Annotated in this window: 9 protein-coding genes; 7 read left to right on the top strand and 2 right to left on the bottom strand. The window is 47.6% G+C overall.

Annotation, left to right across the window (positions count from 1 at the left end; translation table 11 throughout):
- Positions 1-33 precede the first annotated feature (33 nt).
- The 5 genes from MMG03_RS05675 to MMG03_RS05655 are packed head-to-tail and all read left to right on the top strand — an operon-like array spanning position 34 to position 9,783.
- Positions 34-2,025: an alginate O-acetyltransferase AlgX-related protein gene (locus tag MMG03_RS05675; RefSeq protein ID WP_249505848.1), complete on the top strand. Its 1,992-nt coding sequence runs from the start codon at positions 34-36 to the stop codon at positions 2,023-2,025.
- Positions 2,026-2,071: 46 nt separating this feature from the next.
- Positions 2,072-2,785, top strand: a complete 714-nt coding sequence (locus MMG03_RS05670; protein ID WP_073156812.1) for a transglutaminase family protein — start codon at positions 2,072-2,074, stop codon at positions 2,783-2,785.
- 34 nt (positions 2,786-2,819) lie between these two features.
- Entirely contained in the window at positions 2,820-5,630 is a 2,811-nt protein-coding gene (locus MMG03_RS05665) for a TIGR02171 family lipoprotein (protein ID WP_406600061.1), read from the top strand.
- The gene (locus MMG03_RS05660; protein WP_088658615.1) at positions 5,630-8,371 is read left to right on the top strand and encodes a TIGR02171 family lipoprotein; all 2,742 of its coding nucleotides are present in this window, start codon (positions 5,630-5,632) and stop codon (positions 8,369-8,371) included. Before MMG03_RS05665 ends, MMG03_RS05660 begins: the two co-directional genes overlap by 1 nt.
- An 11-nt stretch (positions 8,372-8,382) precedes the next feature.
- Positions 8,383-9,783, top strand: coding sequence for a hypothetical protein (locus MMG03_RS05655; protein WP_249505846.1), 1,401 nt, complete (start codon positions 8,383-8,385; stop codon positions 9,781-9,783).
- A gap of 115 nt (positions 9,784-9,898) precedes the next feature.
- Here the strand turns inward: MMG03_RS05655 and MMG03_RS05650 are convergent, their stop codons facing one another.
- Entirely contained in the window at positions 9,899-11,272 is a 1,374-nt protein-coding gene (locus MMG03_RS05650; protein ID WP_249505845.1) for a glycoside hydrolase family 5 protein, read from the bottom strand.
- Between the two features lie 218 nt (positions 11,273-11,490).
- On the opposite strand from MMG03_RS05650, the gene MMG03_RS05645 reads away from it, so the two are divergent.
- Together MMG03_RS05645 and MMG03_RS05640 are read left to right on the top strand one after the other, a co-directional pair.
- Positions 11,491-12,756: a hypothetical protein gene (locus tag MMG03_RS05645; protein ID WP_249505844.1), complete on the top strand. Its 1,266-nt coding sequence runs from the start codon at positions 11,491-11,493 to the stop codon at positions 12,754-12,756.
- 50 nt (positions 12,757-12,806) lie between these two features.
- Positions 12,807-13,559 (top strand): TrmH family RNA methyltransferase, encoded by a 753-nt coding sequence (locus tag MMG03_RS05640; protein ID WP_249505843.1) that lies wholly within the window; start codon positions 12,807-12,809, stop codon positions 13,557-13,559.
- A gap of 127 nt (positions 13,560-13,686) precedes the next feature.
- Here MMG03_RS05640 and MMG03_RS05635 read toward each other — a convergent pair whose 3' ends face one another.
- The gene (locus MMG03_RS05635) at positions 13,687-15,465 is read right to left on the bottom strand and encodes an FISUMP domain-containing protein (protein WP_158535449.1); all 1,779 of its coding nucleotides are present in this window, start codon (positions 15,463-15,465) and stop codon (positions 13,687-13,689) included.
- Positions 15,466-15,475: the final 10 nt, after the last annotated feature.

Genomic DNA, 15,475 nt, shown 5'->3' with positions numbered 1-15,475 from the left:
GTCGGGCGGAGTTTTTTATATTCCCTAATGAATATGAAAAATTATACCGTTAAATGTTTTAAGGTCGGGGCCGTTCTCGCTGCATCGGCTTTTTCTTTTGGTTTGATGTCTTGTGCCGGAAGTAATTCCGGGGTCGATAAGAAGACTGAAATTGATTCTTCTGCAGAAATGGTTGCGCCTGTCATTCCGCTGCCGCCTCCTTCTTCACCGGTTGCCGTTTTCGAAATGAAAGTGGTTTCTGCAGACAAGCAGATTCGTGTGGTGGAAAAGCCCACCATGGCTGCCCTTGATTTTGCCACCTATTTTAACAATCCTATCCGTTGGGCCGGTAAGGATGAAAAGCCTGAAAATTATACTGGTAAGATGGCTTCCGCCGAGCTGAAGGATTATCCGTTCCCCATGCTGGATTCTCTTTCTGCTTATGAACCGGCCGTTGTCGGTGGACGTGCTCCCATTTCTTGGGAACCTTTTGCCAAGTTGATGTATACCCAGTTGGGTAACGATTCCCTGAATGTAATTTTGAATTCCGTGGAAGCGGTCAAGTGGGACGAACCTGAAGTGTTCCGTGCCTTCCAGAATGTGAATCGCATGTGGGGTGTTCCCATGAGTGACGGTTCTGTGGAATGGTGGGTCGAGGTGATGCCTGCTTTCTGGACGGGTCGCAGTGTTTTCTATGGTAAGCTGAAGTACAAGTCTACTGGAGAGGCTGCTGAAATCCTGAATTACTATCTAACTGGTGAGATGAATGCGGATGATGCCATGAACTGGGCTCGCACTTTGTCTTCTTACTGGTATCCGACCTTGAATACAGATTTGGAACCGCATACGGCAGGTGCTCCCTGGGAAAATGGTAAACCCTTTGCCGTGATGCGTGGCAATCCAATGGGCACGCCTATGTGGATCGGCTTTGAAGTTCCTGCGTTCCGTATGAGTGATGAGGCGATTCGAGCTAAGCAGGTGGCTGATTCTCTGGCCAATTCCGGCGAAGTGATTCCGGTGGAACGTCACTTGGATACAACGTCTGCATTCCGCCTTGAAACTTTGAATGAAGTGAAGGGTTCCTGCCCGGCGAACGAAGCTACCGCAACATTCCGCAAGGCTCTGGCAGAACAGATGGCGAAACTGTCCAAGGAACAGAATGCCTGGGCCGAAGTAGATGCTAACGGCAAGAAGGTGGAGGGAGGTTTCCTCTGGTTCCGTCGCAATGCAAATTATCTGCTGGCTGACAAGATTAGTGCCCAGGATTCTCTCCATAATCCGCTGCCCCGAATGGTAGAATTGAAGCAGTATCTGGATTCTCTTGGTATCCAATTGTTGGTTGTTCCAGTTCCGGTGAAAGAAGAAATCTATGGTGAAAAGCTTGTGCCGGGGACTGCTGCTGACTTGTGCGTCAATCCTGAAGGTCGAGCCTTTACTCAGGAACTTCTGGAAGCGGGTATCGATGTGCTGGATATTTATCCGGCACTTATGTCGGCAAAGGCTGGCGATGAACCGCCTCATTTCAGCTACCAGCGCTACGATACCCACTGGGCCTTGCCGGGTGAACTTGCTGCCATGGAACTTTTGGCCGGCCGCGTGACGCAGTATAGCTGGTACGCAGAGACGGGGGCTCAGCCTGGTTCCCTGAATTTGCAGGAAACGACCACCTTGCGTGAAGGTGATCTGGTGTCTCATTTGCCGGATGCAGAAAAAGCAAAGTATCCTGCGGATACCTTGAACGTGATGAAGGTTTATAAGGGAACTGAAACTTATAAGGGTGGTAAGAATGCTCCTATTCTTTTGATGGGGGATTCTTTTACGGGTGTGTTTGAAAGTGTGGATCAGAAGAGTGGTGGACCGGGTTCCTTGCTGGCTTATGCAACAGGTTTGGATGTACAGGTGCTTACCAGTTGGGGCGGTGGCCCTGGCGTGCGCAGCCGTATGATGAAGATGAAGAAGGATATGCAAAGCAAGAGACTCGTTGTCTACATGATGACAGCAAGAGACCTCTGGCAATCCCCCATGGAGTGGGACGCGCTTCGGTGATGATTAGTTTTGCTCCGGGCGATGCGTTTCGGTTGGGTGAAAACGTATGAAAAAGTCGAAATACATCTTTAAGCTGTTTGTTCCTGGAACTTTGTTTGTTCTGGGGGGTATTGGGTTGTATTGGCTTTGGGGTGGTCAGGGTGGAAATCCTAGCTACTTGGAAATGGCTTGTGGCTTTGAGGGTCGCTCTGTGGATTGCGCTGATTCTACGGATGATTGGCGAAGGGGGCTTGCGTTTTACGACAGTTCCCTTGCAGCTTCGGGTGATACCTTAGGTTCCCTAAAAAAATTGCTCTGGAATTTCTGGGATATAAAATTTGCCGGGGCGGGGGAGGCTGCGGTATCGGAAGGTTCCATTTTACCGTTGAAGGTTCTTGATGCGAAAACCTCGGGTTGTATGGGATTGGCCTGGCTTGCCATGATGGTGGCTGAGGCTCGTGAAATCAATCTTTCTGCAATTCTCTTGCCGGGGCATGTTTTTTTACGCTATGGCTCAGTAAACCTGGAACCTAATCGCCAGGGGTATTCCTACACGGATGACGAATACCGTGAAAAATACAAGTCTGGACCATGGACGGGTTTTGAATTTAAACCGTTGACATCCTCCCAGTTCATGGGGCTTGCCGCCTTTAACATGGGCAATCTGTATTTAAAAGATGATGTACATCACGCTCTGATTTGGTATCGGGTTGCAGAACAGTTTTTTCCTGATTATGAAGGCATAAAGGTAAACCAGCAGGTTGCAAAGAATAGTCTTTAATTTTATAAATTTGGTTGTCTAACCAGGACTATTTATGCCTAAACATCTCAAAAAATATTTGACATCGTTCTTTGCTTTGGGAATGGTATTTTGTTCTCTTTCGTGCTCCGATTCTGAACCGGAGGCGAAGATTGTGATGCCGGAGTATTTTCAGCCTGTAATGGATAGGGATTCTGTCGAAGGTATGCTCCGGATTCTTGCCGCAGGGCACTCAACCTTCTTGGGTTCGGAATATGGTAAGGTCAATGAACGCCCCGTGATGAAGGTGGAATTCGATTACAATTTTTCTGTGGGACGACATGAGGTAACCTGTAAGGAATTTAACGAACTGAAACTGGTGCAGATTCCTTGCGACAACGATAGTCTGCCTGCAACCAATGTTACCTTCTATGATGCGGTTCTCTTTGCCAATGGCAAAAGCGTCAAGGATCATAGGGATACAGCCTATTCCTACACGAAGGCTGTTTTTGACACAGAAGGACATTGCACTGATTTAGAGGGTTTTGTCTTCAGGCCAGAAACCGATGGCTACCGTTTGCCAACGGAAGCGGAATGGGTCCTGGTGGCCTCTACGGGTTGGAATCCTGATTTGTCTTGGAATTCCGGCAATTCTGACTATGTACTGCATCCTGTGTGTTCCGTGAAAAAGACAGGAAATACCCTGTCTAGGAAAGCCGTTAAAGAAGAATTGATGCTTTGCGATATGGCAGGTAATGCCATGGAGTGGGTGAATGACTGGCTTGGTTATTTCAAGGATACTACGATTTTAAATTATACGGGAGCTCCTGATGGAGGCTCTCTTGGTGAACGTGTTGTAAAGGGTGGAAGCTATCGTAATGATTTAACATCCTTGAATGTGTATTCCCGTGGCGATATCTATACGGTGACTTCTTCGACTAGGGCGGACTATGTGGGATTTAGACTGGCTTATGGTAAAATCGCCAACGCAACATGGTTGTCTTCTGATGGCTCCGCCAACGGGAGCCGCGTACTTTCTCTAGTTAGCTCGTCTACCATGCAGTCCCTGGTGGGAACATTTTCTGCAAAGCTTGCTTTCCGAAACAATGTATCTGGAAACTTGAGCTTTGTGAATTATGCCAGTGGCCGTTCTACCGTTAGGGAAATCCATGATACACTGTCGGTTTATCATCCGGATATTTCCCCTGATGGTTCCAAGGTGGCCTTCTGTACCAAGTCGGAAGGAGTTAGCGGCCGTTCTGAACTTTATGTGCGTAATTTAGATGTGTCTGGTTTCGGTCTGGTTAAACTTGATGTTGAAAGTGCCGCTATACCTCGCTGGCGTGTTACCGAAGATGGGGATACGACGATTGTATATGTGACGGATGCTGGCAACAATAAAAATGATGATTCCTTTAAAGCAACTTCTACATGGCAGGTTTCTTTTGCAAACGGCAAGTTCGGTACTCCCAAGAAACTGTTTGATGGAGCCTATCATGGCGGTGTTAACGAAAAGTTGGCTGTAACCGGTGCTCGTTTGCTCCGTGCAAAAGTTGCCCGTAAGGGGGAAACCCTGGCTTCTTCCGCAAAGGATGAAGTATGGTACAATGGTGAACAGGCCTGTAACGTTTCCTTGTCTAAAGATGGCTCTGCAAGAACCTTATTCCTTGATTTTGGTGGAAAGACTGGTGCTGACTTTGTAGGCGAAAAATACAGAACTCACCAGCGCCTGCTGATTGCCGATGAGTCTGGCAAACTGGTACAGTCTGTTGCCGCTCCCGAAAACTATACCTTTGATCATAGCGAATGGGCTCTAAGAAACAATTGGAGCGACAAGGAAAATTTTGCTGTAGCTACTCTTACCGATTTGGAAGGTTCTCATGTTAGAATTGCCTTGATTAATCTTGCTGACAGTAGCGTGGTTGAACTGATTGAAGGTGATGACCTTTGGCATCCTAGTCTGTGGATTAAGCACAGCGGTCACGCAGGAGGAGAGTCTACGATTGATTGGGATAGTGCTGGCGTCTACCTCGGAGATGGCCATAATCTTGAACAGGCTCGCTATAGAATCAAGATTCAGAAGTTCTGGGAACAGTTAGACCGTACAGAAGTCCTGATGGTCGGAAGTTCTCGCAGTGAAATGGGCTTGAATCCCGACCTCTATCCGGAATGGAAAATGCTGAATGTGGCTGTGTCGGGTATTGACGGTCATCGAGACTTGAATTTTATCCGAAACTACGCCTTGAAGCATGCAGACCGTTTGAAGGCTATTGTATTCTCTGTCGATTTGGATAACTGGCGTGGTGTCGAAGATCACTGGGCTTTGATTAGAGATTTTGTGCCTGGGTATATTTATGACGAAAACCACAATCATTGGGAAGATGGAATTCCCGAAGGCTTTGTTGATGCGGTTCGTGAAGCCTATCCTGCAGAAGATGAACTCGTGGAACAGTTTAGTGAACGCGGAAATATTTGGTCTGCTTCTCGCGGCTGGAATTCTGATCCGGTTGACGTCCTGTTTGACTCTGTCTTTACCGATAAACAGCTGGAATTCCTGGATAGTTGCTTGCAGGAAGTGGAAGCTCTGACTGATATTGCTGCAGAAAAAGGCATTTATCTTATAGGTATAATTTTCCCGCAGGCACCCCAATATGCCAATACCGGTAGCTTTGGTGTTTATGGCCTACAACGCAGTATCGCTGTTGAAAAAATCCAGTGGCTGAATGATTTGGCCAAGCGAAAGAAACATTTTATCCTGATGGATGAATACAAGATGGGTTACCATAACTACGCTGATGAAATGGCCTATAATCGTGACCATTTAAGTAGTGTGGGTGCCGAATACATAACAACCCGCCTTGTTGATGTGTTGAAAGGACTTAAGTAATGAAACGTGTATTTAGCCTTGCCTTGTGCATGATGGTCTTGCTTTTCTGGGGCTGTACGGATTCTGCTAGCAGCTCTACGGAAGAAGGCTATATGCCAAAGGGAATGGTGTATTTTGATCCTGCCGCAGAATTTGACAACTTCCTTGGAACCGATGATGAAGATGCCAAGGAAAATGAAAAGACCAAGATGCGGGTCCTTTTCAACTACAGTTTCTACATGGATAAGCATGAGGTTACTTGTGGCGATTACAAGAAGTTGGCCAAGGGCGAAAAGTGGGGGAAGTTCGTTTCCTGTTCAAAAGAAAATTTGCCTGTGACGAACGTGACCTTCTATGATGCGGTTCTATATGCGAATGCCTTGAGTAAGCAAGAGAAGTTGGATACGGTTTATTCCTATACGGGAATGACTTTTGATTCCGACGGAAACTGCACTAACCTGGAAGGCTTCGTCTATAAAATGGAAAATGTGGGCTTCCGTTTGCCCACTGAAGCGGAATGGGCTTTTGCCGCAAAGACAAATTGGCTCCCGAAGAAAAGCTGGAATAGCGACAATTCTGATTATGAAGTTCATGAAGTCTGCACTACCGGCGATGATTTGAATGTGTGCGATCTGGCCGGTAACGTTGCGGAATGGGTGAACGACTGGCTGGGAAAATTTGCCGATACTACAGTGTATAACTTTGTGGGGGCGCTGAACGGCGGCTCCCTTGGTGAACGCATTATCAAGGGGGGGAGCTATCAGAATTCTCCCAAGTCCATGCATGTCTACAGCAGGGGTGACGTTTATACCGTAACATCTTCAACGAAGGCCGATTATGTGGGCTTCCGACTTGTCTACGGTCCCTTCCTTTCTGCGGTATGGTTGAGCAGTGATGGTACCATTAGTTGCAATCGCGTAGGTTCCGTTATTGACTATAACACCATATACCGCCTTTCAAAAAGTTATAAGGGAAAGCTTGCCTTTAGAGACGATATGACGGGAAATCTCGCCTATGTGGACTATTCTAACGGCTTCTTGAATGCTTATGAGTTTGATGATTCCGTTTCGGTCTATCATCCGGAAATTTCTCCTGACGGTCGATATGTCGCCTATTGTACAGGATTGGAAGGCGTAAGTGGAAAGTCTAACCTTTTTGTTAGAAACCTTGAAACTTATAAACGTTATAAGCTGGATAGCGATCATGCCGCAATTCCCAGATGGCGAGTTCTGGATAACGGAGATACCGTAATCGTTTATGTATCCGATGCTGGTAATAATAAGAACGAATCTGACTTTGAGAAAAAAAGCACTTGGCAGGTAACTTTCTCGAATAACCGTTTTGGAACTCCGAAGAAACTCTTTAACGGAGCCTATCATGGAGGCGTCAGCAACAACAATAAGTTTGCTGTGACGGGGGCCCGCCTGCTTAGAGCTCGTGTGGGTGGGGCGGATACGGTCTGGTATAATGGAGAACAGGCCTGCAATGTGTCGCTATCCCATGATGTTTGCAAGAGGACTTTGTTCCTGGATTTCGGTGGAAAGACTGGCAAGGAATTTGTTGGCGATGATTACAAGACCCACGAACGTATTCTTGTGGCCGATAGTACGGGCAAGCTCATTCAATCCGTAAAGGCTCCCGAAGGATTTTCTTTTGACCATAGCGAGTGGGTTCAGAATCGCAATCCTAATGAATGTTCTAACCTGATTGTGGCTACCGTTACCAATTCCAACAATGCTCATCCTAAGATCGTGCTGGTAAACCTTTCTGACAGTAGCGTTATCGATGTGGCCGAAAGTGATGAGTTGTGGCATCCCAGTTTCTGGATTCAGCAACCGATAAAATTGGAAAACGAATCTGTCCTTGATCCCGATAGCGCGGGTGTCTATATGAAACCTAGCGACAGTCAAAGTGCGCTTCTGATGCGCTATAAGATGGAACTGATCTGGAAATATAGGGATTCCGCCGAGGTTGTTATTGTTGGCTCGTCTAGACCTTTGGATGGTGTGTCTCCGAACAAGATGAAAGATGATTTCTTTTCTATCAATATTGCGCAGACGCCAAGCTCCATTTATACCATTAGGGATTTGCTGCACAAGTATGTGTTCAACCATGTGAAGAACATGAAATATATCGTCCTGTCGCTGGATATTGATTTCTGGCATAAGGTCGATGGTGCTGACGGTGATAACTTCTTTGACTCTTATTACAAGAACTATCCTGGTTATGTGTACGATGAAAATCACGATTATTGGAAGGATGGATATCCTGAAGGTCTTGCGGAATATACTGAAGACGGACCTGGTGTGTTGTCCGGTTCAGATTATAAGGTGGATTATGGACGTTACTGCAAGGCGAAATGCAAATCCTGGGGCAAGAATCCCGAGGTCCTGTTTGACTCCACATATTTAGATGATCATCCCGCATTGCTCGACAGTAGCTTTAATACGTTAGTTTCCATTATCAAGGAAGCTAAGAAACGTGATATCTATGTGGTTGGCGTTTTGTTCCCGCAGAATCCGGCATACAAGAAAACAGGCGCTTACGGACGCTACGGCTTGCGTCGCAGTAAGGCCAAGAGCCTTATCAAGAAGATTGAGGCGCTGAGCGAAAAGTACCCGAATTTCGTGATGATGGATGAAAATAAGATGGGAAACCACGACTACGATGATGACATGGCTTCTGATGCAGACCACCTCTGCTATTATGGGGCTATGCGGATTACTAGCCGTATTGATTCCTTGCTCAAGACCTTGGAGTAGTCTTGCCTAGGATGCTTTCATTTATCTGTTTGACGGCAATTCTGGTTGCACTATTCCCGTTAACGGATACTGATATCTGGTGGCACCTGGCCTGTTCGCGAGAATGGGTGGTTACGTGGACTCCTGTTCGTGAACCTGTCGTAAATGTACATGAATACTTTCAGGCCGTTACGGGTTTTGTCTATGGTCTAGGTGGAGCCCCCTTGCTTGTATTTGCAAAGTCCTTGCTTTGGGGCTTGGTATTTTGGCTTTTCCTCCGCCCTTGCTATAAAACCTTAAGTTGGCTGGTGACGGTGTGCTTCGCCATTTTACTTTTTGTTTTCCGTTATCAGTTTGAAATCCGTCCTGTTGTATTCAGTCTTGTATTTCTAGGACTGTATTGGAATCTCCTTGAAAAAGTTTTTGATTCTGCCTGGGCCATGAAAAAGAAAATGATGGTGTCGCTGCTGGTTCTCTTGGTACAGTGGCTATGGTGCAAATGCCAGGGATTGTACATTCTCGGCCCTCTCTTTGCATTCTATGTTCTTGTTTCCAGGGTTAAATGCTGGTGGCGTTCTCCATGGATTGCCTTTGTAATAGCAATGTTCTTGATGCCACTTCTTCATGCAGAAGGACTCCGGCTTTTCCTGTATCCGTTTGGACTTCTTGACCGGCTTTTAGGGCTTACGGAATCCGCCTCTATTTTTGCAAGTGAAATTGCCGAGAACAGGTCACCCTTCAAGATTCTTCTTGCCGGAGAATCTGTGGGAACTTCTGCGCTTGTAATCTTGATGTCGCTGGCGGGAATTGCGATTAGCCTACGGAGTTCTTTTAAGTATCGCTTTTGCCTGCTTGTGGTTTCGGTTCTCGCTTTGACCGCTGAACGGAATTTCGTGCTGTTCCTGCCCGTGTTCATCTACAGTGTGGTTGTGGTGACTGCCGGAGTGAATCTGTGGATAAAGAGAATGACCGCCCATGGGCGGCAAGTCGTATGGGGCATTCTGTGTGCGGCATTGATGTTTGTCGCAGGGCTTTGGTGCCGTTCTCTAACAACGTACGATTGCTCGATGATTTCGTATCAGCGTGTGCCTGTGTTGGCGGCACAGTGGATGTCGATGCATCCTCATTTGGGAAGATTGTTTAATGATGACCGTGCTGGAGGGTATCTAGCCTTTATAAATCCTGCGGATTCAACGTACATCGACGGACGCTTTATTTTAAAGTCAGCGGATTTTTTTCAGCAGTATCTAAACTTTGCCGAAAATCCCCAGGAGTTTGTAACTCATGCGCAAATTCATAATATAGATAGGGCCGTTCTTCCCTTGCGATATTACGCCCGTTGGGAAAAGCTGATTAATTCCTTGATTCAGTCGGGTCGGTGGACTTGCGTTTATAACGATGAGTACTTTGCAGTACTAGATCGCGTCAACTAAACGGATTCCAGGTTACGTTCTTTTATCTGTATGCATTCCTGGATGCGAAAATGGCCGCCAGCGTTATGGTTTGACCCACGGCCGGCGACCCCTTCTCTCTCATAGAAAATTTGAGTTACTTGATGCTGATTGCCTTCATCTTGGAAACGGATCCAGACTTTACGCGAACCAGGTACTTACCTGCAGGGAATGCGGCAAGGGAAAGTTCGCCCTGCACGTTGTTGATGTCCATCAGCTTGTCACCCTTTGCGGTAAAGATTTCAACGTTGGCGGTAGCACCGGAAACGTTCAATGCCTTGCCCGAGAAGGTTACGTCAAAGTTTGCGCTGTGCAAACCATGGATTGCTTCTTCCGGATTGGGTTCCGGAATGGGGGCGGTGGCGCACCTGGTGTAAGTGGTGGGATTGGTTGACAGATATTCCTTGACCATTTGGCCGGAGGTGGTGTACTGCAGGCTGTTCCTGTTGGATCCGCTGCTGAATGCGGCGGTACCTTCTTCAACCTTGGAGGCACTCCAGTTTGCCCAGGAAAGTTTATTCTGATCCATCCAATTCTGCCAGCTGGTGTTGCGGCCGGTATCGGGATTGCCGCCGCCGTTTGCGTCGGCGGTTCCCCATTCAGACACGAATACGGACAGACCGGCGTTGATTGCCTGCTGGGCATTGGCGCCTTCGCAGGGGTCACCCCAGCTTGTCTGACCTTCCCAACAATGGGAATTGGCGTAATAGTGGAAGGTGTAGGCGATGTTTTCGCCGGTTACTTCGTTATTGATGGCTTCCTGCGGGTTTTGGTCATACTTTCTGTTGCCCACAAGAATCAGGTTGTCGGAATGTTGACGGATGGCGGAAACGACCTTGTCTGCGTAGTCCTTGATCACGCCCCAGGATGTTTCCTTGGGCTCGTTGTAAAGTTCGAAAATGACGTGGTCATACTGACCCCACTTCTGGGCCATTTCTGTGAAGAATTTTGTTGCGTTGTCCACTTCTTCGTGAGCCTGATGGGAATGCCAGTCGATAACGACATAGATGTCGTTCTTGATGGCTGCTTCTACCACGGTGTTCATAAGATTGGTCTGGAATTCGGCATCGGTTGCATAGCCGGTAATGTGCTTGGACTTGTCGTTGCCGCAACTTTCCGTTCCGTCCTTACATCCCCACCAGTCTTCGTTGGTTGTACCCATGGCGGCACGGACAATCTGGACGTTCATGTCGTTGACCATAGTGGCGATACCTTCGGGAGTCCAGAATTCGGTAGACTTCGCGACCATACTCCAGTAAAGGCTCATGCCGCGAACCTGTACTTCGGCACCGTCCTTGACGCCTTCGCAGGAACCGTAAATTCGGCCCTGTCCAGCAGAATTCTTACCGGTGATGAGCTGGCCGTACTGGCTAACGGGACCCACGCGGGTGGGGGTGATTGTCTGAGCGGATGCCAGGCCAAAACCCAGGGTCATGGCGCAGGCGAGAGCGGGAATAGAAAACATCTTCATATAGCACACCTTTTTTTTGTACTAAAATAAATTCAAAAGTTTAATTTGCGATTAATTGTAAGTGATTTATGTATACGGATGGAACCGATTGTGTTTCTCGTCAAGTTTTTGACCTTAAAAATGGGGAATGTCGGGTATAAAATGCTGATTTTTTTTAGAAAATAAGGTTGTGTTGCTATCTTTTGAGAGAAAAGTATAAGGCGCGAATTGAGGATTTTATGAAAGCAATGAAGTTTGTATTGCCCAGTCTGTTTGCAACTGCTATGGCTTTTGCCCAGCAGGGTGCTCCTACCGGAGCTGCCGTTGACCCCACCGCCGATGAACAGAAGGCTTTGGACGCCTTGAAAGGCAAGGTGGAAGGTATAATCGCCTGGTCTACAAGTCGAGCAAATTCTCATCACGATATCTGGCTTATGAATGCCGACGGAACTGGCGCTCATGCCCTGACTGCTAGTGACAATGTGGACTGGTTCCCCAGAATTTCCCCCGATGGATCCAAGGTGCTTTTTAACCGCAGCAAGGGCGGTTGGGTTCCCGAAAACGATGCCAACTACCCTGAAAAGTGGGACATTTGGATGGTAAATCTGGATGGAAGTGATGCCCATAAGGTGGTTGAGAATGCGACCTGGGGTACGTGGCGCCCTGATGGAAAGTCTATTGTGTTTAGTCGTGCAGGCAAGGTCTTTACCATGGATTTGGCTTCCAAGGCAGAAACTATGATCCTTGACGGCGAAGTCGCTTTTGACAAGTCTGGCGTAATTCTTCAGGAACCTAACATGAGTCCTGATGGAAAGCACTTGGCTATTACCCTTCGCGGTTCTATGCGTGAAACTGGCGTGTGGGATTTGGCAAAGAATAGCTGGACCAAGTCCGGTGACGGTTGCCAGATTGACTGGAACTTTGACGGCTCCAAGCTCTACCGTGTGAACCCCACTGGTAATGGTGGAACGGCCGCTCCTAGCGAAATCCTGTGGTTTAGCGCCAAGGATGGCAAGCAGGTGGAAAAGGTGGGCTTCTTTGGCATTCCCAAGAATGTTCGTCTGATGGATTTGCCGGGTCGTCGCAGTCATGAATACTTCCCCAGAATTTCCCCTGACGGAAAGTGGCTGGTGTGGGGTGCTACCGATAAGGGCCATGACCACGACATATTCGACTACGAACTTTATATGTGGAAGATTGGTGAACCGGTAGAATCTGCGGCACGTATTACTTATCATTCCGGTAATGACCGCTGGCCGGACATTTGGCTGGGCAAGGTTCCCGCTGCAGCAAAGGCTGCTCCCGTGGCCGATGTTGCCGCCGTCCAGTCTCAGGCAGCCGCAGTTATTGCTGGCGGTGTAAGCGAAGCCAAGATGGACGAACTGATCAAGGCTATCGACCGCCTGACCGAAGCAGTGAACGCTCTGACCCGCACCCAGATGGACAAGAACATGGCCGCCGAAGGCGCTGAACACATTCCCGCAGGCGTCGCCGAGGCCAAGTAATGTTCTCCTCCCGCGTGTCATCCTGAACGAAGTGAAGGATCCAGCAAAATATGTTCTCTGAAAAGAAATTTCTCGCTACAAAGGAAACCTCCAAGTACAAGCGCTTGGCGGAACTTCTGCGTGTCATCATTTTGCAGTTGGGCGATGACGTTTCTCGTGCCAAGAAGGAATTTGAAACCTACGCAGAATGGATGAAGCTTCCTCCCGAAGAAACTCTGGTGGGCAAGAACCAGGCTCAGATGATTGACCTGTACAAGACCTTCCGTACCCGCGCAGGCCTTGGCTTTGAACGTGACGTTTATCTGGAGCAGGAACCGGGCGACCGCGAGGTTGCAAACGAAAAGCCTATTCAGTTTGCGGTCCTGGTTCATAACCTCCGCAGTGCCTTTAATGTGGGTTCCATTATCCGCAGTACCGATTGCTTCGGCCTGGAAGGCGTCCATCTTTCCGGTTATAGCTGCAGCCCCGATCATGTGACTGTAAAGAGTGCCGCCCGTGGCTGTCAGGAATGGATTCCTATCAAGCGCTGGGAAGATCCCTTTGACTGCATCAACTGGCATAAGGAAAACGGATACGAAATTATCGCCCTTGAAACAGGTGAAGATATTCCGGACATAAATAAAGTAACATGGCCGGAAAAGGGCCTGATTATCCTGGGTAACGAAGAACTGGGTATCGCTCCCGAAATCATGGCCGCAACCACCATGAAGGTGACCATTCCCATGGCAGGTCGCAAGGCCAGTATGAATGTGGCAGGGGCTTTTGCCATAATGGCGTTCTGCCTAAGAAGCGCCAAGGGCTGATTTTTAACGCTGTGCAAAGAACGTAAAAATCCCGCGGACGTCTCCGCGGGATTTCTCCTAACTGGTCCCAAATCTGCTTTTTCCTAACCCCTGGTATGCAGATTCCCAAATCGGGACCTAAATGGTTTTAGTTCTTTACGCAACGGACGTAGGCGACATCTTCCTTGTTGGAACGGAAATTGTCATAAACGCTGCCATGAAGAACTTCTAATTCTATTGAAAATCCGCCTTCGATGTATTCGTGATGTTCTCGCATGTATTCGTAGTATTTTTCATAATAATCGTCGTAGGCGTCTGCTTCAAGTTTTTCATCAAAAGTACATTCGCCGTACATATCCTTAAAGGAAACGTAATTTAAGAGTTTGCTGTCTCGTGCATAGGTGTGGTAGTATGTTTCCAGGAATTCATAATCGGTCGGAGTGAGGTTGAAGTCAAACTTGTTGTGGAATACCCCGAAGATATCCTTTGCCAAAGCGAATTTCCTGTCCGAAATTTTCCATTTCTCATCAAGCAGATTGCGTGCATCGCCGACGTATTTAATGAGGGCTTCCCATTCGTCGTTTGTGGCGATATGCCAGTTGTCTGGGCAAATTCCCTGGTGGAGTGAATCAATGAGGCTTATGTCGACAGTTTTTTTCTTGTAGCTGCTGTCCAGATTCATTGCGGTTGTCCAATTGTAGCTGCCAGGAAGTTTCTTGTCGGAATAATGTACGGTGGAATCGGTGTACAGGAGGTTCTCTGCCATCCATTCGTATGTTTTACCTTTGTGTTTGAAGGAAACTGTACTGTATTTTTTCCCGTCGCGCTTGTCGGTCATGGACCCGACTTGGTGCTTGATCGGTGCGGTAAACTCTTCATATTCTTCTTTTGTAATGATCTCCCAATAAAATGCGTTACAGATTAAGTAGTCGCCACCAAGTGTAATGGACTTCTTTATGGGCTTAATGACTCCCCATTGGCTTTCTCCGCAGGGTTCGACTTCCATATAGTTTGTAAACAACATTGTGCCGAATAAGTATTCGTTTCCCAGAATGGTCAAGTCAAGACGGGAACCGGGGTCGACTTTTTCCTTTTCGTCTATACCTTCTAAGGTGAGGCCTTCTTCATTGCGTAATTGACCTTCGTAAGCGATGTCGATGAATACCGATAAAAGGGAGTCGCTAAGTTCTCCGTCGTCGGCGAAATCGTTTGCGTAGCTGTCTAGAACGTTTTGTGCATTTTGACAAGATTCTTCTTCGGTTTCGTGATAGTAATAGGTTCGGTTTGTAATGTGGTCAATATAAAGGCTGAGGTTGTACAAAACGAGATCTGCTTCGGTCATGTTGAAAATGTTCAGATTTTCTGCAGAGTAGTTCTGGACGTCCACGCCGAAAGCCTGTAAGACTTCTTCTGAAGCCTGCTTCTTTGCCTTGGAGAAGGATTTTCCTTCTTTGACTAGGTTAATGACTCTTTTGTGTTCAAAGTGAGTAAGAATATTGATGTTGACCTTTTCTCGGCCTTCGATGTCGGATACGGCTTCAAGATGGATGGGACAGTTTGACTTTTCTTCGGTTTCTTCGCTTTGGTAGTAACCCTCGGCAGAGAAAATGGCGTATTGGGTCTTGAGATCCAGATTTGAGAACTTGTAGTCTCCCTTGTCGCTTCGAATGGTTGTTTCGAATTCCTTGCCGGTGGGGGTAAGGCTTCCGTCTGAGGCGGTTTCCTTGATGATTACGGTGGAACCCTTAAGGAACGGACCCTTCTGGGAGACGCCGGCGATGGTCTTGTCGGTGATGGCGACGATGCCTTCGGCTTCTTCGCTGGTGCCTCCGGCGGTTTCTTGATTTCCGCATGCGGTGAGGGCTGTAGTTAACGCCATTAGCGATAACGTTGCGATTCCGCCCCATGTCTTAAAGTAGTTCTTCATTTTCCTAGCC

The sequence above is a fragment of the Fibrobacter sp. HC4 genome, assembly GCF_023373925.1.
Taxonomy (GTDB): domain Bacteria; phylum Fibrobacterota; class Fibrobacteria; order Fibrobacterales; family Fibrobacteraceae; genus Fibrobacter.
Note: the sequence above shows the minus strand (reverse complement) of the source record. Positions and strands in the feature narration are given on the sequence as shown.